Annotated in this window: 20 protein-coding genes and 1 tRNA gene; 13 read left to right on the top strand and 8 right to left on the bottom strand. The window is 64.8% G+C overall.

Annotated elements, in window-relative coordinates; genetic code table 11:
* Positions 1–21: 21 nt before the first annotated feature.
* The 8 genes from RT614_RS00305 (at position 22) to RT614_RS00270 (ending at position 9,260) form a co-directional block, all read left to right on the top strand.
* Entirely contained in the window at positions 22–1,521 is a 1,500-nt protein-coding gene (locus RT614_RS00305; RefSeq protein WP_313619463.1) for an aldehyde dehydrogenase, read from the top strand.
* 239 nt (positions 1,522–1,760) lie between these two features.
* Positions 1,761–3,335: an ABC transporter substrate-binding protein gene (locus RT614_RS00300; RefSeq protein ID WP_313619462.1), complete on the top strand. Its 1,575-nt coding sequence runs from the start codon at positions 1,761–1,763 to the stop codon at positions 3,333–3,335.
* An 83-nt stretch (positions 3,336–3,418) separates the two neighbouring features.
* Positions 3,419–4,426 carry an ABC transporter permease gene (locus RT614_RS00295; protein ID WP_313619461.1) on the top strand — a complete coding sequence of 336 codons (1,008 nt, stop codon included), beginning with the start codon at positions 3,419–3,421 and terminating at the stop codon, positions 4,424–4,426.
* Positions 4,423–5,262, top strand: a complete 840-nt coding sequence (locus RT614_RS00290) for an ABC transporter permease (protein WP_313619459.1) — start codon at positions 4,423–4,425, stop codon at positions 5,260–5,262. Before RT614_RS00295 ends, RT614_RS00290 begins: the two co-directional genes overlap by 4 nt.
* Positions 5,263–5,271: 9 nt before the next feature.
* Entirely contained in the window at positions 5,272–6,903 is a 1,632-nt protein-coding gene (locus tag RT614_RS00285) for an ABC transporter ATP-binding protein (protein WP_313619457.1), read from the top strand.
* Between the two features lie 38 nt (positions 6,904–6,941).
* Complete coding sequence (locus RT614_RS00280; RefSeq protein ID WP_313619456.1) at positions 6,942–7,238, top strand: cupin domain-containing protein; 297 nt, start codon at positions 6,942–6,944, stop codon at positions 7,236–7,238.
* A gap of 54 nt (positions 7,239–7,292) precedes the next feature.
* Positions 7,293–8,357: a histone deacetylase family protein gene (locus RT614_RS00275; protein ID WP_313619454.1), complete on the top strand. Its 1,065-nt coding sequence runs from the start codon at positions 7,293–7,295 to the stop codon at positions 8,355–8,357.
* 15 nt (positions 8,358–8,372) lie between these two features.
* On the top strand, positions 8,373–9,260 hold the full coding sequence (locus RT614_RS00270; RefSeq protein WP_313619452.1) for a DMT family transporter: 888 nt from the start codon (positions 8,373–8,375) through the stop codon (positions 9,258–9,260).
* A gap of 22 nt (positions 9,261–9,282) precedes the next feature.
* On the opposite strand, the gene RT614_RS00265 is transcribed toward RT614_RS00270, so the two are convergent.
* Positions 9,283–10,308, bottom strand: coding sequence for a LacI family DNA-binding transcriptional regulator (locus RT614_RS00265; RefSeq protein WP_313619451.1), 1,026 nt, complete (start codon positions 10,306–10,308; stop codon positions 9,283–9,285).
* Between the two features lie 128 nt (positions 10,309–10,436).
* On the opposite strand from RT614_RS00265, the gene RT614_RS00260 reads away from it, so the two are divergent.
* The 4 genes from RT614_RS00260 (at position 10,437) to RT614_RS00245 (ending at position 15,245) form a co-directional block, all read left to right on the top strand.
* Positions 10,437–10,994, top strand: coding sequence for a TRAP transporter small permease (locus RT614_RS00260; RefSeq protein WP_313619450.1), 558 nt, complete (start codon positions 10,437–10,439; stop codon positions 10,992–10,994).
* A 46-nt stretch (positions 10,995–11,040) separates the two neighbouring features.
* Entirely contained in the window at positions 11,041–12,321 is a 1,281-nt protein-coding gene (locus RT614_RS00255; RefSeq protein WP_313619449.1) for a TRAP transporter large permease subunit, read from the top strand.
* A gap of 31 nt (positions 12,322–12,352) precedes the next feature.
* Positions 12,353–13,369 (top strand): TRAP transporter substrate-binding protein, encoded by a 1,017-nt coding sequence (locus tag RT614_RS00250; protein ID WP_313619448.1) that lies wholly within the window; start codon positions 12,353–12,355, stop codon positions 13,367–13,369.
* Positions 13,370–13,463: 94 nt separating this feature from the next.
* The gene (locus RT614_RS00245) at positions 13,464–15,245 is read left to right on the top strand and encodes an IlvD/Edd family dehydratase (RefSeq protein WP_313619447.1); all 1,782 of its coding nucleotides are present in this window, start codon (positions 13,464–13,466) and stop codon (positions 15,243–15,245) included.
* Positions 15,246–15,338: 93 nt separating this feature from the next.
* Here RT614_RS00245 and RT614_RS00240 read toward each other — a convergent pair whose 3' ends face one another.
* A complete protein-coding gene (locus RT614_RS00240; RefSeq protein ID WP_313619446.1) occupies positions 15,339–15,734 on the bottom strand; it encodes a YbaN family protein in 396 nt (131 codons plus the stop codon).
* Between the two features lie 65 nt (positions 15,735–15,799).
* Positions 15,800–16,513 carry a hypothetical protein gene (locus RT614_RS00235; RefSeq protein WP_313619445.1) on the bottom strand — a complete coding sequence of 238 codons (714 nt, stop codon included), beginning with the start codon at positions 16,511–16,513 and terminating at the stop codon, positions 15,800–15,802.
* On the opposite strand from RT614_RS00235, the gene RT614_RS00230 reads away from it, so the two are divergent.
* Positions 16,491–16,904: a hypothetical protein gene (locus RT614_RS00230; protein ID WP_313619444.1), complete on the top strand. Its 414-nt coding sequence runs from the start codon at positions 16,491–16,493 to the stop codon at positions 16,902–16,904. The genes RT614_RS00235 and RT614_RS00230 overlap by 23 nt on opposite strands.
* On the opposite strand, the gene RT614_RS00225 is transcribed toward RT614_RS00230, so the two are convergent.
* The 5 genes from RT614_RS00225 to RT614_RS00205 form a co-directional block, all read right to left on the bottom strand.
* Positions 16,899–16,975, bottom strand: a tRNA-Val gene (locus RT614_RS00225). The genes RT614_RS00230 and RT614_RS00225 overlap by 6 nt on opposite strands.
* Positions 16,976–17,165: 190 nt before the next feature.
* Positions 17,166–17,843: a phosphoribosylanthranilate isomerase gene (locus tag RT614_RS00220; protein ID WP_313619442.1), complete on the bottom strand. Its 678-nt coding sequence runs from the start codon at positions 17,841–17,843 to the stop codon at positions 17,166–17,168.
* A gap of 55 nt (positions 17,844–17,898) precedes the next feature.
* The gene (locus RT614_RS00215; RefSeq protein WP_409558413.1) at positions 17,899–19,119 is read right to left on the bottom strand and encodes a TRAP transporter substrate-binding protein; all 1,221 of its coding nucleotides are present in this window, start codon (positions 19,117–19,119) and stop codon (positions 17,899–17,901) included.
* A gap of 51 nt (positions 19,120–19,170) precedes the next feature.
* Entirely contained in the window at positions 19,171–19,980 is an 810-nt protein-coding gene (truA, locus tag RT614_RS00210) for a tRNA pseudouridine(38-40) synthase TruA (RefSeq protein WP_313619441.1), read from the bottom strand.
* A gap of 3 nt (positions 19,981–19,983) precedes the next feature.
* The gene (locus tag RT614_RS00205) at positions 19,984–20,232 is read right to left on the bottom strand and encodes a hypothetical protein (RefSeq protein ID WP_313619440.1); all 249 of its coding nucleotides are present in this window, start codon (positions 20,230–20,232) and stop codon (positions 19,984–19,986) included.
* Between the last annotated feature and the right edge of the window lie 397 nt (positions 20,233–20,629).

The raw sequence follows: 20,629 nt of genomic DNA, 5'->3' as shown, positions 1-20,629 counted from the left end.
GCCCTTTCCAAGGTTCACGCGATGTCACTGCACACTCTTGAATACTGGCAGCAAAAGGCTGAATCGCTGGTCTTGCGCGGCCAGGCCTACATCGACGGTAGCTACGCCGATGCCGCCGACGGCGCCACGTTCCCCGCCACCAGCCCCATCGATGGCCGCAAGCTTGCCGACGTGGCCGCATGCGGCGATGCTGACGTCGACCGCGCAGTGGCCGCCGCGCGCCGCGCGTTCGAAAGCGGCGTCTGGTCCGGATTGGCGCCGCGCGAGCGCAAGGCCCGCATGCTCAGGTTGGCCGAACTGATCTCCGAACATACCGAGGAACTCGCGCTGATCGAGACGCTGGACATGGGCAAGCCCATCCGCGATGCGCTGGCGTTCGACCTGCCTGAAACCATCCAGACGTATGCCTGGTACGGAGAGGCCATCGACAAGCTCTACGACGAGATCGCGCCGGCGGGCCCGGGCGTGCTTGCCACCGTCACGCGCGAGGCAGTGGGCGTCGTGGCGGCCGTGGTGCCCTGGAACTACCCGATGCTGATGGCCGCCTGGAAGGTGGCGCCTGCGCTGGCTGCGGGCAACAGCGTCATCCTGAAGCCGGCTGAGCAATCGTCGCTGAGCGCCTTGCGCCTGGCGGCGCTGGCGCAGGACGCCGGCATTCCGCCCGGCGTCTTCAATGTGGTTCCTGGCGCGGGCCCTGTGGCTGGCCGCGCATTGGGCATGCATCCCGACGTGGACTGCCTGGCCTTCACCGGATCGACCGCCACCGGCAAGCGCTTCATGAGCTACTCAGGCGAATCCAACCTGAAGCGCGTCTGGCTGGAATGCGGCGGCAAATCTCCGCACATCGTGTTCGAGGATTGCCCCGACCTGGACCGCGCCGCACTGATTGCAGCGCTGGCCATTTTTTCGAACCAGGGCGAAGTCTGCATCGCGGGATCCCGCTTGTACGTGCATGACTCCATCTACGACGTCTTCATGGACAAGGTGGCAACGCACGCCGCCGCCATGAAGCCCGGCAACCCGCTAGACCCCGACACCACGCTGGGCGCCATGGTGGACGAACGCCAGACGCGTTCCGTCATGGCGCGCATCGAAGCCGGCAGAAGCGAGGGCGCGAGCCTTCGCATCGGCGGCCGCCAGGTCCGAACCGAAACGGGGGGCTTCTATATCGAGCCCACCATCTTTGACTGCGCGGACGCAGGAAGCGCGCTGGTGCGCGAAGAAATCTTCGGCCCCGTGCTGGCGGCCCAGCGCTTTCACTCCGAGGACGAAGCCATCGCGCTGGCCAACGATTCCACGTACGGCCTGGGCGCCGGCCTGTGGACCGCGAACCTGGGCAGGGCCCATCGCCTGTCGCGCCGGCTGCGCGCGGGCCTGGTATGGGTCAATACCTACGCCGCCGGCGACATCACCGTGCCCTTCGGCGGCGTCAAGCAATCCGGCTTCGGGCGCGACAAGTCGCTGCATGCGCTGGACAAGTACAGCGACCTGAAGACCACCTGGATCGATATCACCGTGTAGCCCGTCGAGTCCCGCCCGCCATGGCGCGGCGGGCCGGCGACGGCGACAAGGAGTTGCACCGAAGTTTTCGCCGCATTGGTGCGCGGCGCCGTAACCAGCACCTAAACGAAGCATTGTTGCAGCAGCTCCATCCGCAATACCCGAGAAACGCAGGTGGCATGAGGTTTGCTTGATCCGGCACGGCATCCGCCGCGTCCAGGCGGCCGCCTGCCAGACACTTTCCAGCCCGGAGGCTCGCAGTGAAATCGAAAAAATGGTTCTCCCTTAGCATCGGCGCCCTGATCCTTGCGGCCGCCCTGCCCGCCACGCCAGCCCTGGCCCAGACCAAGGGCGGCACGCTGAACATGATCGTCCAGCCCGAACCTCCCGTCATCGTCACGGCCATCAACCAGCAGGGGCCGACGCAATTCGTCGCGGGCAAGATCTACGAAAGCCTGCTGACCTACTCCACCGAGCTCAAGCCGCAGCCGGGCCTGGCCAAATCGTGGGAAGCGTCCGCCGACGGACTGACCTACACCTTCCATCTGCAGGACAACGTGAAATGGCACGACGGCAAGCCATTCACGTCCGAAGACGTGGTGTTCTCGCTGGCGGACATGCTGCCCAAGACCCATGCACGCGCCCGCGTGATCCTGAACAAGTTTGTCGATTCGGTGCAAGCGCCGGACGCCAAGACGGTGGTCATCAAGCTGAAGACGCCGTTCCCGGCGTTCATGCTGATGTTCGAGCCGGGCTTTGCGCCCATGATGCCCAAGCATCTCTACGCGGGCACCGACTACATGACCAACCCGGCCAACCAGAAGCCGGTGGGCACCGGTCCGTTCATGTTCAAGGAATGGAAGCGCGGCGAATACATCAAGCTGGCGCGCAATCCTGATTACTGGAAGCCCGGCATGCCGTACCTGGACGAGCTGGTGTTCAACGTGATCCCCGACGCGGCCTCGCGCGCCGTGGCGTTCGAGCGCGGCAGCGTGGACGTGCTGCGCGGCGGCGACGTGGACAACGTCGACATCAAGCGCCTGCGCGGGCTGCCCAAGGTGGAATACACGACGGCCGGCTGGGAGATGTTCTCGCCGCAGGCGTACCTGATCTTCAACATGCGCAAGCCGCCCTTCGACAACCTGAAGGTGCGCCAGGCCGTCATGGCGGCCATGAACCGCAACATGGTGGTCAACAACATCTTCTTCGGTCTGGGCAAGGTGTCCACCAGCCCCTTCGTGACCACCGAAATGTTCTACGACAAGAACATGCCGGCCATGCCGTTCGACATGAAGAAGGCGCGCGCGCTGATCAAGGAATCCGGCATCAAGCCAGAGGACTACACGATCCGCCAGTTGAGCTTTCCCTATGGATCGACCTGGGACCGCCTGGGCGAATACACCAAACAGGCGCTTGAACAGCTGGGCTTCAAGGTGAACGTGGAATCCACCGACGCGGGCGGCTGGGCCAGCCGGACCGGCAACTGGGACTTCGACCTGACGACCACGTTCACCTACCAGTACGGCGACCCCGCGCTGGGCGTGCAGCGGCTGTATATCTCGTCGAACATCGTGAAGGGCTCGCCCTTCGCCAACGTGCAGGGATACAGCAACCCCGAGACCGACAAGCAGTGGGAAGCCGCGGCCTCGGAAGTCGATCCGGCCAAGCGCCAGGAGCTCTATAGCAAGCTCCAGACGACGCTGGTCAACGAGGTGGCCAACGGATTCCTGGTGGACATGGAATTCCCGACGCTGTACCGCGCCAACGTCAAGAACCTGGTGAAAACCGCCATCGGGCTGAACGAGTCCTTTGACGACGTCTACATCGAGAAGTAAGCGCCACAAGACGCCGCCGCGCTTTTTATCGCGGCGGCGGACTCGCCTGAACGCTCCGCGCCCGACCTGAGGGAACCCCGAGCATGAGATTCCTGTCGTTTTTCCTTTCCCGCGTCGGCAAGGCCCTGATGGTCGTGCTGGGCGTGGTGATCATCAATTTCTTCCTGATCCGCCTTGCGCCCGGTGACCCCGCCGCCGTGCTGGCGGGCCAGGCAGGCGCCGGGGACGCCGCCTATGTCGAACAGCTGCGCGCGGCCTTCGGCCTGGACAAACCCATCCTGACCCAGCTTTTCCTGTACCTGAAGGGCGTGGTCCAGCTTGACCTGGGCTTTTCCTACCGCAATCACGTGCCGGTGCTGGACCTGATCGTCGAACGCCTGCCGGCCACGTTCCTCCTGATGTCCTGCGCCTTCGTGTTTTCCATCGTGCTGGGCGTTCTGCTGGGCGTGGTGGCCGCCAAGGCGCGCTACCGCAACAAGCGCCGGTGGATCGACAGTTCGGTGATGACCGGCGCGCTGCTGCTGTACGCGACGCCGCTGTTCTGGCTGTCGCTGATGGGCATCCTGCTGTTTTCGGTGGTGCTGGGATGGCTGCCGGCGTTCGGCATGGAGACCGTGGGCGGCGGGCTGACCGGGTGGGCGCGCGCGGGCGACATCGCCTTGCACCTCATCCTGCCCACCGTCACGCTGGGCTGCTTCTTCATGGCCGTCTACGTCCGGTTGACCCGCGCATCGATGCTGGAAGTGATCGGCATGGACTTCGTGAAGACCGCCCGCGCCAAGGGCGTGAGTCCCAGCCGGGTGATCCGGGCGCACGTGCTGCGCAATGCGCTGCTCCCCGTCATTACCTTCGCCGGCATCCAGCTTGGCCAGATGGCGGGCGGCGCTGTCCTGACCGAAACCGTGTTCGCCTGGCCCGGCATCGGCCGGCTCATGTTCGACGCCCTGCTGCAGCGCGACTACCAGCTGCTGCTGGGCATCTTCCTGGTCACTTCCATCATGGTGGTGGTCTTCAATCTGCTGACCGACGTGCTGTACCGCCTGATCGATCCGCGCATCGGCGCAGGCGCGCAGCAAGGAGCCTCGGCATGAAGTCATTCGCCCAACGTTACATGCGCAATTACGGGGCGGTGGCCGGCCTGATTATCATGCTGATCGTGGTCGCCGTAGCCCTTGCGGCGCCCCTGCTGTACGAGGAATCCCCCTGGATGATGGTGGCCGATCCCCTCATCCCTCCATTTACCAATGCGGACTACCCGTTCGGCACCGACATGCTGGGCCGCGACATCACCGCCGGCCTGGTGTGGGGCGCGCGGGTGTCCCTGATGGTCGGCCTGCTGTCGACCGCCGTGGCGCTGCTGTTCGGCATCGTCGTCGGTTCGGTGGCGGGCTATTGCGGCGGACGCGTCGACGACGCGCTGATGCGCTTTACCGAGTTCTTCCAGACCATTCCTCAACTGGCGATGGCTGTGGTGCTGGTCGCCATCCTGAGTCCGTCGGTGTATTCCATCATGGGTGCGATCGCGGTGGTGTCCTGGCCGCCGGCCGCGCGGCTGGTGCGATCGGAGTTCATGACGCTCAAGCAGCGTGAATTCGTGCAGGCGGCCATCGTCATCGGCCAGACCCCCGCCCGCATCGTGGGCACCCAGATCCTGCCCAACGCCATGTCGCCCATCATCGTATCGGCTTCCTTCATGGTGGCCACCGCGATCCTGACGGAGTCCTCGTTGTCGTTTCTGGGCCTGGGCGACCGCAACCTGATGAGCTGGGGATTCATGATCGGCGCGGCGCGCACCATGATCCGCGAAGCCTGGTGGATGAGCGTGTGGCCCGGCGTGGCGATTCTGCTGACCGTGCTGGCCATCAACCTGATCGGCGAAGGGCTGAACGACGCCCTCAACCCCCAACTGCGCAAGCGCGGCGAATAGGAGGCCCCCATGAACGAGACCCCGCCGCTGCTGTCCATCCAGAACCTCAGCATCGCGCTGCCCAAGGGCGGCGACCGCCCCTACGCTGTGGAGGACGTCTCTTACGACATCCAAGCCGGCGAGATCCTGTGCATTGTCGGCGAGTCCGGCTCCGGCAAGTCCATGAGCGCGAACGCCATCATGGGACTGCTACCCGACTACCTGACGCCGCAGCAAGGCCGCATCCTGTTCCGAGGGCAGGACCTGCTCAAGCTGGACGAGCCCGCCCTGCAGGCCATGCGCGGCAAGGACATGGCGATGATCTTCCAGGAGCCGCTGTCGGCCTTGAACCCGCTGATGACCGTGGGCGATCAGATCAGCGAAGTCATGCGCGTGCATAACGCGTATCCGGGCCCCGAGCGCATGAAGCGCACACTGGATCTGCTGGAATTCGTGGGCCTGCCGGACCCGGCCACGCTTTATCACGTGTACCCGTTCCGGCTATCGGGCGGCCAGCGCCAGCGCGTGATGATTGCGATGGCGCTGGCGCTGGAGCCGGCGCTGCTGATCGCCGACGAACCCACCACCGCGCTGGACGTCACCACCCAGGCGCAGATCCTGGCGCTGATCGCCCGCATCCAGAAGGAAAAAGGCATGGGCGTGATGTTCGTCACGCACGACTTCGGCGTGGTGGCGGAGATCGCGCATCGCGTCGCCGTCATGGAAAAGGGCGTGCTGGTGGAACAGGGGCCCGCCAGCGAGGTCCTCAACCGCCCCCGTCATCCCTACACGCAGCGCCTGATCGCGGCGGTGCCGCACCGACGCGGCGAGGAACGCGCCGACACCCCGCACGACAGGCCCGTGCTGGAAGTGAAGGACCTGAAGAAGACCTACGTGATCGGCCACGGCTGGCTGGGCAACAAGCGCGAGATCCATGCCGTGGACGGCGTCAGTTTTTCCGTGCACCGGGGCGAAACCCTTGGCATCGTGGGTGAATCGGGTTCGGGCAAGTCCACCATCGGAAAATGCCTGCTCAAGCTCGTGGGCATCAATGGCGGCCAGCTGCTCTTCAACGGCCAGGACATCGCCGCGCTGTCAGAGTCGCGCTTCCGGCCCATGCGGAACGAAATCCAGATGATCTTCCAGGATCCCTTCGCGTCGCTCAATCCGCGGCACACGGTGGGGCGCATCATCAGCGACGGCCCCGTCGCCAACGGCGTTCCGCGCGCCCAGGCGCAGGCGCGGGTGCGCGAACTGCTGTCGCTGGTGGGGCTGGACCCGTCCGCCTTCGACCGATATCCCAACCAGTTTTCGGGCGGCCAGCGCCAGCGCATCGGCATCGCGCGCGCCCTGGCGCTGGAACCCAAGGTGCTGGTGGCCGACGAGTCGGTGTCGGCCCTGGACGTTTCCGTGCAGGCGCAGGTGCTGCAACTGCTGCATGACCTGCAGCAGCGGCTGAAGATCGCCCTGGTGTTCATCACCCACGACCTGCGCGTGGCCGCCCAGATCTGCAACTCGGTGCTGGTCATGCATCGCGGCAAGGTGGTGGAATATGGATCGCCCGCGCAGATCTTTGACAATCCCCAGCATGCATATACCCGGCAGCTCATCGCGGCCGTGCCGGGCCAGCACTGGGATCCGACCAAGGCGCAGGTCGCCTGAATATTCTTCCCAGATCATCCGGAACCAGGAGACATACGATGCAACGCCCCCCCGCCGTACCGACCGTGCAGATCGACAATGAACTGGTCACCGTCACCGAATGGCGCTTTCCGCCCGGCGGTGAGACGGGATGGCACCGCCACGGCATGAACTACGTGGTGGTGCCGCAGACAACCGGCCCCCTGCTGCTGGACACGCCCAGCGGCCAGGTGACCAGCCAGCTGACGACGGGCGTGGCGTACTACCGCCCGGTCGGCGTCGAGCACAACGTCATCAATCCCGGCGAGACGGAATTCGTGTTCGTCGAAATCGAGCTCAAGGCGGCCAAGCCCTAGGGCCAGGCGATTTCCGTTTTTTCAAGGATGGACCCGGTTCCAGCGAGGATATCCATGAAGGCGTTTTTCTCTGAAGAGCAGTTGTTGCACAACCCCCGGCAGTTCATGCGGTTGGGCCGCATCAGCGCGCCGACGGACCTGCCGTCGCGCGCCGAAAGCCTGCAGGCCGCGCTGGCCAGCCGGGGCGTCAAGGTGGAGGCTCCGGCCGACTATGGCCGCAAGCCGCTGGAACACGTCCACAGCCAGGATTACCTGGACTACCTGGAGACCGCCTACGCGCGTTGGCAGGCGCTGAAGGCGCCTGGCGTCGATCCGGGGCCCGAGGTGCTGCCGAATCTTTCGCCCTACTACAACGGCCGCGTCGAACTGGCCGGGCGCGGGCCATGCCCGTCGCCCTCCATCGTGGCGCAGACCGGCTACTACCTGAGCGACCTGTCCTGCCCCATCGGCCCGCAGACGTGGCGGTCGGCATTGCGTTCCACCCACAGCGCCGTCGCGGCGGCGGACCACGTCGCCGGCGCCGCGGGCCTGGCCTACGCGCTGTGCCGGCCGTCCGGGCACCACGCGCATCGCGACCGCGCCGGCGGCTTCTGCTATCTGAACAGCAGCGCCGCGGCAGCCAGCAGACTGCTGCAAACCTGGTCCAGGGTCGCGGTGCTGGACGTGGACGCGCATCACGGCGATGGCACGCAGAACATCTTCTACCAGCGTGCGGACGTGATGACGGTGTCGCTGCATGCGGATCCCGCGGGCTACTACCCCTTCTACACGGGGTACGCGCACGAACGCGGGCATGGCGCAGGCGAGGGATACAACCTCAACCTGCCGTTGCCCCACGGCAGCGGCGACCAGGACTTCCTTCGCGCACTGGACACTGCGCTGGCCGCGCTGGCGCAATATGCGCCGGAAGTGCTGGTCCTGGCGCTGGGTTTCGACACCTACAAGGACGACCCCATCAGCGTGCTCAAGCTGGACATCGGCGCCTACCGCGATATCGGCGCGCGTGTCGCCAGCCTGGGCGTCCCCACCGTGGTGGTCCAGGAAGGCGGCTACATGGTCCAGGCGATCGGGCCGGCGCTGGACGCGTTTCTGGAGGGCATGGCCCGTGCCGGCGCTTGACGGCCCGCTTGCCCCATGAGCGCCCTTCCCGCTTCGCTGCCCGTACGGTCCGCCACGCGCCAGACCGGCATCCTGCTGTTTTTCGCGGCGCTGGTCGCGTTCGCCACTTTCGACGCCGGCGCCAAGCAGATGCTGGAACGTTACCCCGCGCCCTTTCTCAACGTGATGCGCTACCTGGCGGTGGTGACGCTGGCGATAGCGATGCTGTGGCGGCATGGCCGCGGCCTTCGGTTGCGCGACGCGCCCGAAAAGCCGTTGCTGGTGCTGCGCGGCGTCATGCTGGCCACGGTGGCTACCTGCTTCATGACGGCGCTGATCTGGATGCCGCTATCCGAGGCCACCGCCATCTACTTCACCGCGCCGCTGATCATGGTGGCGCTGTCTCCATGGATGTTGGGCGAGCGCGTGCGCGCGGCGCAATGGGGAGCCGTCGCCGCCGGCTTTGCCGGCATGCTGCTGATTGTGCGTCCCGGCGCCGACCTGCCCTTGCTGGGCACCCTTCTGATGGCCATTTCGGCTGTCAGCTACGCCATTTTCCAGGTGCTGACGCGCAAGCTGTCGGGCAAGGTGCCGGGGCCGGTGCAGTATGCGTACACGGCCTTCATCTGCCTGATCGTGACGGCGCTGCCGGCGCCGTTTTTCCTGCCCGACCCGTGGCCCGACGTGGTCGACACCGTCGTCATCATCAGCCTGGGAGCCTGCAGCGGCCTGGCGCAGATCCTGTTGATCGCCGCCTTCCAGCGCGTGTCCGCCGCAACGCTGGCTCCCTTGAACTACTTTCAGCTTCTGCTGGCCGTGGGCTTCAGCACGTTCTGGTTCCAGCGCCCGCCCGACGCGCTGGCGCTGGCCGGCATGGGGCTGATCATGGCGTCCGGGGTGTTCCTGGCGCTGCGCCGGGGCTGACGCGTCGCAAGCCGCGCCGCGCTCAGCTCGTTTCGCGCTGGACCAGCGTAAAGCCCAGGTCCACGTGCCGTTCGGTCACGGCCTCGCCCGACAGATGGCGCATCAACAGCTGAGCCGCCGACACGCCGATCTGGTAGCGAGGCGTCGCGATGGTCGACAGCGGTGGCGTGGTCCACGCCGTGCCCGCCAGGTCGTGGAAACCGACGATGGCCATTTCCGAAGGCACCCGCAGTCCCTCACGGCCGCATTGGAACACCGCCCCCTGCGCCAGGTCGTCGTTGCAGAAGAACACCGCGTCGCAATCGGGATGGCGCGCATGCAGGTCATGCATCAGCGCGGCGCCCAGGCTGATCGACGATTTCTCGGGCGTCATGATTTCCAGCGCCGCGTCATAAAGGCCCGCGTCGCGCAACGCCTGCCGGCAGCCTTCGCAACGACGTAGCGAACGCGGATCGAGCTGGGCGCCCACGATGCCGATGCGGCGGTAGCCGCGTTCGACCAGATGGCGGCCCGCGGCATAGCCGGAGTCGAATTGCGAGAATCCGACGCTCATGTCCTCGCTGCCCTCCAGCGTCTCGATCGTGTGGACGGTTGGAATCGCCTGCGCGCGCACCAGCTTCCACACGCCCGGATTGTGGTCGATGCCTGTCAGGACCAGCCCGTCCGGCGAATGCTGCAGGTGCTTGCGCAGCAGCGCCTCTTCTTCGTCGGGCGAATAGCCGGTGACGCCGATCAGCATGTGGTAGCCGTTGCTGTCCAGGACCTCCTTGATGCCGGAGATGATGTCCACGAACACGACGTTGCTCAGCGACGGGATCAGCACCACGATGGTCTGCGAGCGCGCCGAAGCCAGCGCGCTGGCGGCGTGGTTGGGCACATAGCCCAGTTCCTGGCAAACCCGCGCGATGTGCTGGCGCAGGTCTTCCCCCACCTTGTCCGGCGTGCGCAACGCGCGCGACACCGTGATCGCGCTGACGCCCACGCGGCGCGCGACGTCCTGCATGGTGACGCGGCCAGCCCGCGAGCTTCGAGGTTTACGGACGGACATGGGCTCTCGCAATCGGTGGAAGCGCGTAGTCTGACGCAAAAATAAGGGGTTGCCAAAGCAAAAATGTTAGCGCTAACATCTTTCGCAGCATAACCCTAAAAAAACCGGGAAACGGATAGGAGACAAGCATGCAAGCTACCCCACCGGGGCGGCCAGACCCTTTGCGGCCGGACCGTTCGCCGCTGGCGCGCGCCGCCGACTGGTGCTTCGCGCTGCAAACCTGGCTGATGGTCGTCTGTCTGATCGTCATGGTCGTGCTGCTGTTCGGCAACGTGGCGCTGCGCTACCTGTTCAACTCCGGCATCAACGTTTCCGACGAGGTCTCGCGACTGGCCTTCGTGTGGATGATCTTCCTCGGGTCGGTGATTGCGCTGCGCGAACATCAGCACATCGGCGTGACCATGATGGTGGAGCGCTTCGGCCCCGCCGCCCGGCGGATTTCGCACATCGTCTGCCAGTTGCTGGTCTTGTGGGTGCTGTGGCTGATGGCCGAAGGCGGCTGGGTGCAGACGGTCATCGGCATGGACACCGTGCTGCCCGTCACGGGCATGCCCCTGGCCGTGTTCAACGCGGCCGGGTTCTACGCCGCCGTGGCCATGGGCATTCTGACTCTCATCGATCTGGTCCGCGTGATTGCGGGCGGTCCCCTGCCGGCGGAATCCAGTCCGGAAGACCCTCTGGTCTGACTCGGCCGACTCGCCCCCGCCCTCATTCATCCGCCGGATACCTGCAATGATCCTGACCGTCTTCCTCGTCGTTTTGCTGGGGCTGATCGCCCTGGGCATGCCGATCGCCTTCGCGCTGATCATCAGCGCCATCGTCATGATGTTCCAGCTGGATTTCTACGATACCCAGCTGCTGGCCCAGAACATGCTTTCGGGCGCCAACAGCTTCACGCTGATGGCGGTGCCGTTGTTCATGCTGGCTGGCGAACTGATGAACGCAGGCGGCATTTCACGCCGCATCGTGCACCTGGCCAACACGTTCGTGGGCCACATCCAGGGTGGCCTGGGCTACGTGGCCATTTTCGCGAGCGTGCTGCTGGCCTCGCTGTCCGGCTCCGCCGTGGCGGACGCGGCGGCGCTGGGATCGCTGCTGATTCCCATGCTACGCGAGAAAGGCTACGACGCTGGCCAGGCGTCGGGGCTGATAGCGGCCGGCGGCATCATCGCCCCGATCATCCCGCCGTCGATCTCGTTCATCATCTTCGGCGTCGCGACCAACGTGTCGATCACCAAGCTGTTCTTCGCGGGCATCGCGCCCGGGCTGATGATGGGCCTGACGCTGGTGGCCATGTGGGCCTGGGTGGCTCGCAAGCACGGCAGCATCGAGCCCGCGCCTCGCGAGCCGTGGCGCAACCGCCTGAAAGCGCTGCGCGGATCCCTTTGGGCGCTGATGCTGCCCGTCATCATCATCGGCGGGCTGCGCGGCGGCATCTTCACACCCACGGAAGCAGCGGTCGTGGCGGCCGTCTATGCGTTGCTGGTGAGCCTGTTCGTCTACCGCGAGATCGGCCTGCGCGACCTGGGACCGCTATTCATCAACGCCGCGCGCACCACCGCCGTCGTGATGTTTCTGGTGGCGGCCGCCATGGTCTCGTCCTACATGATCACGCTGGCGGACATGCCGCAGGACCTCATCGCGCTGCTTGAACCCGTAATGGATCAGCCGAAGCTGCTGATGTTCGCGCTGCTGATCCTGCTGACGCTGGTGGGCACCGTCATGGACCTGACGCCGACCATTCTGATCCTCGCGCCGGTGCTCATGCCTGTCATCACCAAGGCCGGCATCGATCCCGTGTACTTCGGCGTGATGTTCGTCATGGTCGGCAGCGTGGGCCTGCTGACGCCCCCCGTGGGCACGGTGCTCAACGTCGTCTGCGGCGTGGCCCGCATCAATATGGAAACCATCTGCAGGGGCGTGTGGCGCTACGTCGTGGCCTACACGCTACTGCTGGTCCTGCTGGTGATCTTCCCTGAACTGATCACCGTACCCGCACGCTGGATGCACTAGCGGCACCTGAAAAACCCCAAGGAGAAACACCATGATCAAGCACTTCAAGACCCGAATTGTTGTCCTGGCGGCGGTGTTGTCCTGCACCGTCGCCGGCGTGGCCGCGGCCGCCGACGTCAAGCCGCGGCTGATCCGCTTCGGCTACGGCCTGAACGAGGAAAGCGTGCAGGGACGCGCGTCCCGCTTCCTGGCGCAGGAACTGGAAAAGGTCAGCGGCGGCAAGCTGAAGATGAAGACGTTCGGGTCGGCCAACCTGGGCTCGGACGAACAGATGCAGAGCGCCCTGGTGGGCGGCGCGCAGGAAATGATGGTGGGATCCACCGCGCCGCTGGCCGGCATGGTCAAGGAATTCGGCGTCTTCGACCTGCCTTTTCTGTTCAACAGCGAAAAAGAGGCCGATGCCGTGCTGGATGGGCAGCTAGGCCAGGACCTGCTGAAGAAGCTGGAAGCCAAGGGACTGGTGGGCCTGGTCTATTGGGAAAACGGCTTTCGCAACATGACCAATTCCAAGCGTCCCATCACGCGGGCCGAAGACCTGCAGGGCATCAAGCTGCGCGTCATGCAGAACCAGATTGCGCTGGGCGTCTTCAACACGCTGGGCGCCAACGCCGTCCCCATGCCGTTCTCGGAACTCTTCACCGCGCTGGAAACGCGCACGGTCGACGGGCAGGAGAATCCCATCACGACCATCCAGAGCAGTAAATTCTATGAAGTGCAGCCCTACCTGACCATCACGCGCCACGTGTACACGCCGTGGGTGGTACTGGCGTCCAAGAAGTGGTGGGACACGCTGTCGCCCGACGAGCAAAAGCTGATCCGCCAGGCCGCCGCGGCATCCCGCGACTTCGAGCGGCAGGACAGCCGCGCGGATTCCACCAAGGCCATGGGCACCCTCGAGAAGAACGGCATGAAGATCAACACCGTCTCGCCCGAGGAAGTGGCCCGCATGCGGCAGAAGGTTCAGCCCGTGGTGGACAAGTACACGCAGGAACTCGGCCCTGAACTGGTGAAGCAGCTGAACGACGAAATCCAGAAGGCGCGCAACTAGCGCCGACGGCCCGGATGGGTTCGGGACGCGTTCCGGGCCCGTATTCCTTGGCCGTATTCCGGACCTGTAAGCAACCGAAGCAAGCGAGACCGCCATGCCTCAGAATCCACGCAGACTGCGCAGCCAGAAATGGTTCGACGACCCTTCGCACGCCGACATGACGGCGATCTATGTCGAGCGCTATCTCAACTACGGCCTGACCCGGCAGGAATTGCAGTCGGGTCGGCCGATCATCGGCATCGCCCAGACCGGCAGCGACCTGGCGCCGTGCAATCGCCATCATCTGGCGCTGGCGGAACGCGTCAAGGCGGGTATCCGGGACGCTGGCGGCATCCCCATGGAGTTTCCGGTGCACCCGCTGGCCGAGCAAGGCCGGCGGCCCACCGCCGCGCTGGACCGCAATCTGGCCTATCTGGGGCTGGTGGAAATCCTGCACGGCTATCCGCTGGACGGCGTTGTGCTGACGACCGGCTGTGACAAGACCACCCCGTCCTGCCTGATGGCTGCGGCCACCATCGACATTCCCGCCATCGTCCTGTCGGGCGGTCCCATGCTGGACGGCTGGCACGAAGGAAAGCGCGTGGGATCCGGCACGATCATCTGGCATGCGCGCAATCTGATGGCCGAGGGCAAGCTGGACTACGAGGGGTTCATGACCCTCGCCACCGCGTCTTCGCCGTCCATCGGCCACTGCAACACCATGGGGACCGCCCTGTCCATGAATTCACTGGCCGAGGCGCTGGGCATGTCGCTGCCCACCTGCGCCAGCATTCCCGCGCCCTACCGGGAACGCGGCCAGATGGCGTACGCGACCGGTTTGCGTATTTGCGATATGGTCCGAGAGGACTTGCGGCCATCCCATATCATGACCCGCAAGGCATTCGAAAACGCCATCGTCGTCGCCTCGGCGCTGGGCGCATCCAGCAACTGTCCGCCACATCTCATCGCCATTGCCCGGCATATGGGTGTCGACCTGAGCCTGGACGATTGGCAGCGGCTGGGAGAAGACGTGCCGCTGTTGGTCAACTGCGTGCCGGCCGGCGAATACCTGGGCGAAGGCTTTCACCGGGCCGGCGGTGTTCCGGCCGTGCAGCATGAGTTACTGGCCGCCGGCCGGCTGCATCCCGATTGCCCGACCGTATCCGGCCGGACCATCGGAGACATCGCCGCCACCTCCAAGACCCATGACGTCGACGTGATCCGCAGCTGCGATGCGCCGCTCAAGCATCGCGCCGGCTTCATCGTGCTGTCGGGCAACTTCTTCGATAGCGCCATCATCAAGATGTCGGTCGTGGGCGACGCGTTCCGCCGCGCCTATTTGTCCGAACCCGGATCTGAAAATGCCTTCGAAGCGCGCGCCATTGTGTTCGAAGGGCCGGAGGACTACCACGCGCGGATAGAAGATCCCGCGCTCAATATCGACGAACATTGCATGCTGGTGATCCGCGGCGCCGGCCCTGTGGGCTACCCCGGCAGCGCCGAGGTCGTCAACATGGCCCCCCCATCGCACCTGCTGAAACGCGGCATCGATTCATTGCCCTGCATGGGTGACGGCCGCCAGAGCGGCACGTCTGCCAGCCCGTCGATCCTGAACATGTCGCCGGAAGCCGCCGTGGGCGGCGGACTGGCGCTGCTGCGCACCGGAGACAGGATCCGCGTCGACCTGAATCAGCGGACGGTCACGCTGCAGGTGGATGAAGCCGAAATGGAAAGGCGCCGTCGCGACCCGCCCTACCAGGCGCCGCCATCACAAACACCGTGGCAGGAGCTCTTCCGTCAAACCGTGGGACAGTTGTCGACGGGGTTCTGCCTGGAGGCGGCAACCTTGTACTTGAAGGTTGTGGAAACGCGCGGGGATCCGCGGCATTCGCACTGAAAAGGGCTAAGGGCGCCTGCCAGCCGGCCACAGATTCCGGCATCAGGCGGGCGCGTTCGAACCATCGCGTTGCACACGGCCAAAACGAGAAACCTACTCGCCGGGAGGCTCGTCAGTCGAACCGTGGATTTTCGGGCCGGGCCGGCTGACGACGTACGCCGCGCTGGCCAGAAAGAAGATGCCCACGCCAATGGCGAGCAGCAGCGAAGGATGCGCGCTCCAGTAAAACAGCAGATAGCCTGCCGCCATGCCAACACAGGCATAAGTCTTGCCTTTGCGCGACACCGCGCCCTCTTCACGCCACGCGCGCAACGAAGGGCCGTACGTCGGGCTGTCCAGCAGCCACTTTTCAAGCCGCGGCGACGAACGCGAGAAGCAGGCCACCGCCAGGATCAGGAAAATCGTCGTCGGCATCACAGGCAGGAAGGCGCCGATGACGCCCAACGCCAGCATCAGGCAGCCCAGGCATAACCAAAGTGCTCTCATCATGATGGTGTGCAGGATATCGCAAATGCCCGGTCATGTTGCCGGATTGCGCCGGCGCACGGCGCGACTCACGATGGCGCGGGTTCCGGCATTCTGGCGCGCAGCATTCTTACGAAGTCCTCGCCGGGACTGCCGCCCGCGGCGCGCGATTTGTGCACCATGGCCCACGCTTCGCCGTACTGACCGCGCCAGTAATAGGCGGCCGCCCACGAGGCATACAGATACCCCTTGTCTGGTTCGACGGCTTCGCCCTTGCGATACCACTCATCCGACCGCGTCGTGGCCGCGATGCGCGCTTCAGGCGGCAACGTCCTGTCTTCGGCGGCGCAACGCGCCGCGATGCGGCCCGCGTCCGCATAAATGCCGCGAAAGGTGGGCGGATGCAGGCTGATTGCCCGGTCCATCATGCTCATTGCCTGGCAGATCTTGCGCTGGTCTTCCAGGACCACCGCAAACCCGGCATACACCTCGGGATTGTCGGGGTTCAGCAACCAGGCCTGATTGAAGCTGCGCATCGCCATGCCGGGCTGGCTTTCGCGATAAAGGCGGTAGCCCTGCTCGACCTTTGCCTGGGATGCCGCGTTTGGCGAGCCAGACGACTGGGTTGCTTCGGCGGCCAGCTGCTCGTCGCTTGCGCGCAGCGTGGCGGCGGCGCTGCGGTCAATGCCGGCATACATCGGCGCGACGTCGGTTCGGGCGTGCGATTGCGGCAGTGGCTTGATCGCGCAGCCGGGCAGCCACAGCACCTGGATCAAAACGATGGCGTTGAAAACTGAACGCATGGCGGGCTTTGAAATGGGGAAGATGGAATATACCGGCGCTCGTCAGAAATGCGCGGATACCAATGCGTTTATCCAACGTATCCGTTACCGGTATTCGGTTCCAGCGTTCGCGTGGACATTGGGGCCGAGCCTTTCGATTATCTCGCCGGCCAGCGCCCGGCAGCTTGCACGGCGGATTCGCGCCGCGCAATTCGATGCGCAGATCACTTTTCACGGCCCGCGCCGCCGACTGCGATGTGCGCCAACACGATGTGCCCCAACATATGGGCAGGAAAAATGCGCGAACAAACACGCACAAAAGCAAAAAGCCGCGAAGTCGAAAGACTTACGCGGCTTTTCAGGTCTGTGTTCGACTAGCTCTATCGAACACACCTTTGCAGGAATTTGGTAGGCGGTATTGGAATCGAACCAACGACCTCCACGATGTCAACGTGGCGCTCTAACCAGCTGAGCTAACCGCCTGCAAAGAAGAAGAATTATATAGTGCTTTTTTAAACTATGCAAATCGTCTTGGAAGATTTTTTGCATTATTTATTGCGTTTGGGGTTTTGCTTCTAACTTCACGCAACACCCTTCGCACAACACATCCAGAAGTCGGTTTCAACGCGCGCTTTTGAGCCACCGCCAAACTGATTTCGAACGCCTTGCAGCACTACTTATTTCCCTTCAACTTCGCGTCTGCGTCATGTGCCGCAGCAACGAAGAACGAGATTCTATCAGAACTTTTTATTCCTTGCTCGATCTCGACGCCGCTGCTGACATCGACTGCCCACGGCCGCACGAACTGCACGGCGGAACCGACGTTTTCGGCGTTCAATCCGCCTGACAGGATCAGGGGACGCGACATCGCATCGGCGCGGACTTCGTCAAGCAGACCGTAATCGAATCCATGCCCGCTGCCGCCATAGCCCGCGCTGTAGCTGTCGAACAGCCAGCCCGCTGCCTCGCCATACGCGCGGCAAGTGGAAGCCAGACTTTCTGCCGAGTCCAGGCCCGGGGCTCCGACGCGAAAGGCGCGCAGGTAACGATGCGCATAGCGCGCGCATTCCAGCGGCGATTCGTCGCCATGGAACTGGAGCAGATCAGGGCCGACTTCGTCGAGCACCGCCTGGACTTGCTGTTGTTCAGCATTCACGAAGAGCGCCACGACATCGACGAACGCCGGCACCGTGCGGCGCAGCTGGGCGGCGCGCGTCGGCGTGAGGCAACGCTTGCTCTTGGGATAGAAGACCAGGCCGATGGCGTCCGCGCCCGCGGCGACGGCGGCGTCGACGTCCTCTTCGCGGGTCAGCCCGCAGATCTTGATTCGTGTACGCATGGCATTTTTCACTTGTGTCGCCCCGCGGCGACTTGCCGGGTCAGTATATTCGGGACGGAAAGACGTCCTAAGCGCCCGACGCTCCAAGCGTCGCCACCATATTGTCGAAGCTGCCTTCGGCCATCCGGAACCAGGGGACTTGCTTGGTGCGGAAGGCCAGCATGCTGTCGTAGAGCTTCTTGAAAGCCGGATCCTTGGCGCTCAATTCATTGTAGGCCGCCAATGCAGCGTCGTTGCAGGCCTGCAGCACCGGCCGGGAAAACGCCTTCAGCTGCGCCCCATGCGTGACCAGCCTGCGCAGCGCGTCTGGATTGTTGGCGTCGTACGTGGCGATCATGTTGCTGGAGGCCATGGCGCAGGCCAGCGACAGCGCCGCCTGGTATGGCTTGGGCAATTCATTGTAGGCATCGCGGTTGACGTACAGCGACAGTTGCTGCGTGCCGGCCGACCATCCCGGAAAATAGTAGTTCCGCGCGACCTTGTAGAGGGCAAGGTGCTCGTCGTCGAAAGGCCCCACCCACGCCACCGCGTCTACCGCGCCCTGCTCCAACGCGGCGTAGGCTTCTCGGATGGGCATGTCGACGGGCGTGGCGCCCAGTCGCGCCAGGACGTGGCTGGCGAAGCCGCCTGCTTTCACCTTGAGCCCGCGCAGGTCATCCACGGTCTTTATCTCGCCACGGAACCAGCCTCCCATCTGCGCGCCGGTATAGCCGCAAGGGAAATTCAGGATCCCGTATTTGTCGAACGCTTCACGCGTGAGCGACAGGCCTTCGCCCTGATTCATCCACGCGTTCATTTGGCGCGTGTTCAGCCCGAAAGGCACACCGGCATCAAAGCAAAGGGCCGGGGCAGTGTCGAAATAACGGTCAGAGGACGTGTGCCCACATTCGACAAGGCGGTCCCGAACTGCGTCCAGTACCCGATGGTCCTGAATCGATTCGCCGGCGGGAGCAATATCAATGGTGAAGCGCCCGTCGGTGACTTCGGCCACGTATCGGGCAACGTCTTCGGCGCCTGCGAACATCGTGGCCGATTCGTTTTGAAAGCTGGAGGCCAGCCGCCATGTCACTTGCGGGGGGCCACTGGCAACGGCCGGCGCATCCTGCGCGACTGCCGGCGTGTCCGGCCCGGCAAGCGGCGTGTCTTGTGCGACGTCCGGGCTATCCGGCGCAGCGTCCGGAGCAGCTTGCGCAATGTCCGGCGTGTCTTGCGCGGCGGCCTTGGCTCCCAGCACTGCGCTGCCTGCGGCGGCCAAGGCGGTTTGCTTCAAAAACGCGCGGCGTTGCATGACGCATGCCTCCGTAAGGCGCGGGAGCGCGCCGCGAACGCGGCGCCAGCCCTAATAGGTTTGAGTGAAGGGCGACAACAACGTCGACCCGCCATCGAGCTCTTGCAGGCCGAACTCCGCGGGATAGTCGATTGCCGAGAGGTAGAGACCATCGGGCGCAAAGGTGGGCGCGCCCAGCTTGCGGTCACGCCACGACAGAAGCTGCGACATCCAGTCCACCGATTCCCTGCCCTGCCCGATCTGCAGCAGCGCGCCCATGATATTGCGCACCATGTGATGCAGGAAAGCGTTCGCCTTCAGGGTGAACACCAGGAAGGGCCCGCGCTCCTCGATTTCCAGCCGATGCATGTGCCGCACCGGATGCTTGGCCTGGCACTGCGAGGACCGGAAGCTGGAGAAATCGTGCTCTCCAACCAACGCCTGCGCCGCCGCGCGCATGGCGTCCACATCAAGCGGCTGGAAGCACCAGCCGGCGCGTCCGGCCCACAGCGCCGGGCGAACCCGGCCGCGCCACAGCAGATAGACGTACGTGCGTGCGCGCGCGGAAAACCGCGCATGGAATTCATCGGAGACTTCCTGCGCCCACTGCACCGAAATGCTGGCCGGCAGGAACGCATTCACGCCGCGCACCCATGATTCCATCCTGCGGTTCAGCGCCGTGTCCAGATGGACGATCTGCATCGCGCCATGCACACCGGTATCGGTGCGGCCGGCGCAGATCGTGGGCACGGGCTCGGCGGCCCCGCAAAAACTGGCCAGCGCGGACTCCAACGAATCCTGCACCGTCTGCCGGTGCGGCTGTGTCTGCCAACCCTGCCAGGCGGACCCGTCATAGGCCAGCCCCAATGCAACTCTAGACATGCTTCAAACCCGAGGACCGCTGACTCGGCGCGGTTCGTCCGTGGGCGGTTCGTCCAGGTCGAGATTAATGGTGTCGAGCTTGCGATTCAGCGCTGCCGTGTCCAGCACTGGCTCGTTGTAGGTGTAGGAGTCCTCGTCCTCGTCATCGCGCCGGGCGCCCGCCCTGCGCAACAACCATGCGATCGCGAACGCAACCAGCGCCAGCACCGCGGTAACGATGACGAGCAGATTGTCGGCCAGCCAGCCTGGCATGCCCGTCTGCACAGTCTTGTCCGGCAGCGTGCCGACCGGCTTGTCGGCGGCGGCGGGGGTCGAAGAGCCCGTTGCGCCCGACGTGCCGGCCGCGCCCGAGGAGCCTGTCGGGCTCTGCGCACCAGCGGCTCCGGTTGCGCCCGCTGCGCCGGGCGTGCCCGATGCGCCGGAGGGTCCCGTTGCGCCCTGCGAACCGGCTGGGCCAGTAGCGCCAGGTGTACCTGCTGTGCCAGTTGCTCCGGCTGGACCAGAGGTGCCTGCTGCACTAGAAGCACCTGCTGCGCCAGGGGTGCCTGCTGCGCCGGGGGTGCCTGCTGCGCCGGGGGTGCCTGCTGCGCCAGAGGTGCCTGCTGCGCCAGAGGTGCCTGCTGCGCCAGAGGTGCCTGCTGCGCCAGAG

The organism is Achromobacter sp. (assembly GCF_032102605.1).
Classification (GTDB): domain Bacteria; phylum Pseudomonadota; class Gammaproteobacteria; order Burkholderiales; family Burkholderiaceae_B; genus Achromobacter.
The sequence above is the reverse complement of the archived record's forward strand: the minus strand, read 5'-3'. Positions and strand labels throughout refer to the sequence as shown.

Coding starts and splice junctions, on each gene's coding strand:
- RT614_RS00255 (WP_313619449.1), top strand. CDS start 11,041: ATGATCCTGACCGTCTTCCTCGTCGTTTTGCTGGGGCTGATCGCCCTG.
- RT614_RS00240 (WP_313619446.1), bottom strand. CDS start 15,734: ATGATGAGAGCACTTTGGTTATGCCTGGGCTGCCTGATGCTGGCGTTG.
- truA (WP_313619441.1), bottom strand. CDS start 19,980: ATGTCTAGAGTTGCATTGGGGCTGGCCTATGACGGGTCCGCCTGGCAG.
- RT614_RS00295 (WP_313619461.1), top strand. CDS start 3,419: ATGAGATTCCTGTCGTTTTTCCTTTCCCGCGTCGGCAAGGCCCTGATG.
- RT614_RS00285 (WP_313619457.1), top strand. CDS start 5,272: ATGAACGAGACCCCGCCGCTGCTGTCCATCCAGAACCTCAGCATCGCG.
- RT614_RS00230 (WP_313619444.1), top strand. CDS start 16,491: ATGGCGTTGAAAACTGAACGCATGGCGGGCTTTGAAATGGGGAAGATG.
- RT614_RS00205 (WP_313619440.1), bottom strand. CDS start 20,232: ATGCCAGGCTGGCTGGCCGACAATCTGCTCGTCATCGTTACCGCGGTG.
- RT614_RS00275 (WP_313619454.1), top strand. CDS start 7,293: ATGAAGGCGTTTTTCTCTGAAGAGCAGTTGTTGCACAACCCCCGGCAG.
- RT614_RS00260 (WP_313619450.1), top strand. CDS start 10,437: ATGCAAGCTACCCCACCGGGGCGGCCAGACCCTTTGCGGCCGGACCGT.
- RT614_RS00265 (WP_313619451.1), bottom strand. CDS start 10,308: ATGTCCGTCCGTAAACCTCGAAGCTCGCGGGCTGGCCGCGTCACCATG.
- RT614_RS00245 (WP_313619447.1), top strand. CDS start 13,464: ATGCCTCAGAATCCACGCAGACTGCGCAGCCAGAAATGGTTCGACGAC.
- RT614_RS00235 (WP_313619445.1), bottom strand. CDS start 16,513: ATGCGTTCAGTTTTCAACGCCATCGTTTTGATCCAGGTGCTGTGGCTG.
- RT614_RS00280 (WP_313619456.1), top strand. CDS start 6,942: ATGCAACGCCCCCCCGCCGTACCGACCGTGCAGATCGACAATGAACTG.
- RT614_RS00290 (WP_313619459.1), top strand. CDS start 4,423: ATGAAGTCATTCGCCCAACGTTACATGCGCAATTACGGGGCGGTGGCC.
- RT614_RS00305 (WP_313619463.1), top strand. CDS start 22: ATGTCACTGCACACTCTTGAATACTGGCAGCAAAAGGCTGAATCGCTG.
- RT614_RS00250 (WP_313619448.1), top strand. CDS start 12,353: ATGATCAAGCACTTCAAGACCCGAATTGTTGTCCTGGCGGCGGTGTTG.
- RT614_RS00270 (WP_313619452.1), top strand. CDS start 8,373: ATGAGCGCCCTTCCCGCTTCGCTGCCCGTACGGTCCGCCACGCGCCAG.
- RT614_RS00215 (WP_409558413.1), bottom strand. CDS start 19,119: ATGCAACGCCGCGCGTTTTTGAAGCAAACCGCCTTGGCCGCCGCAGGC.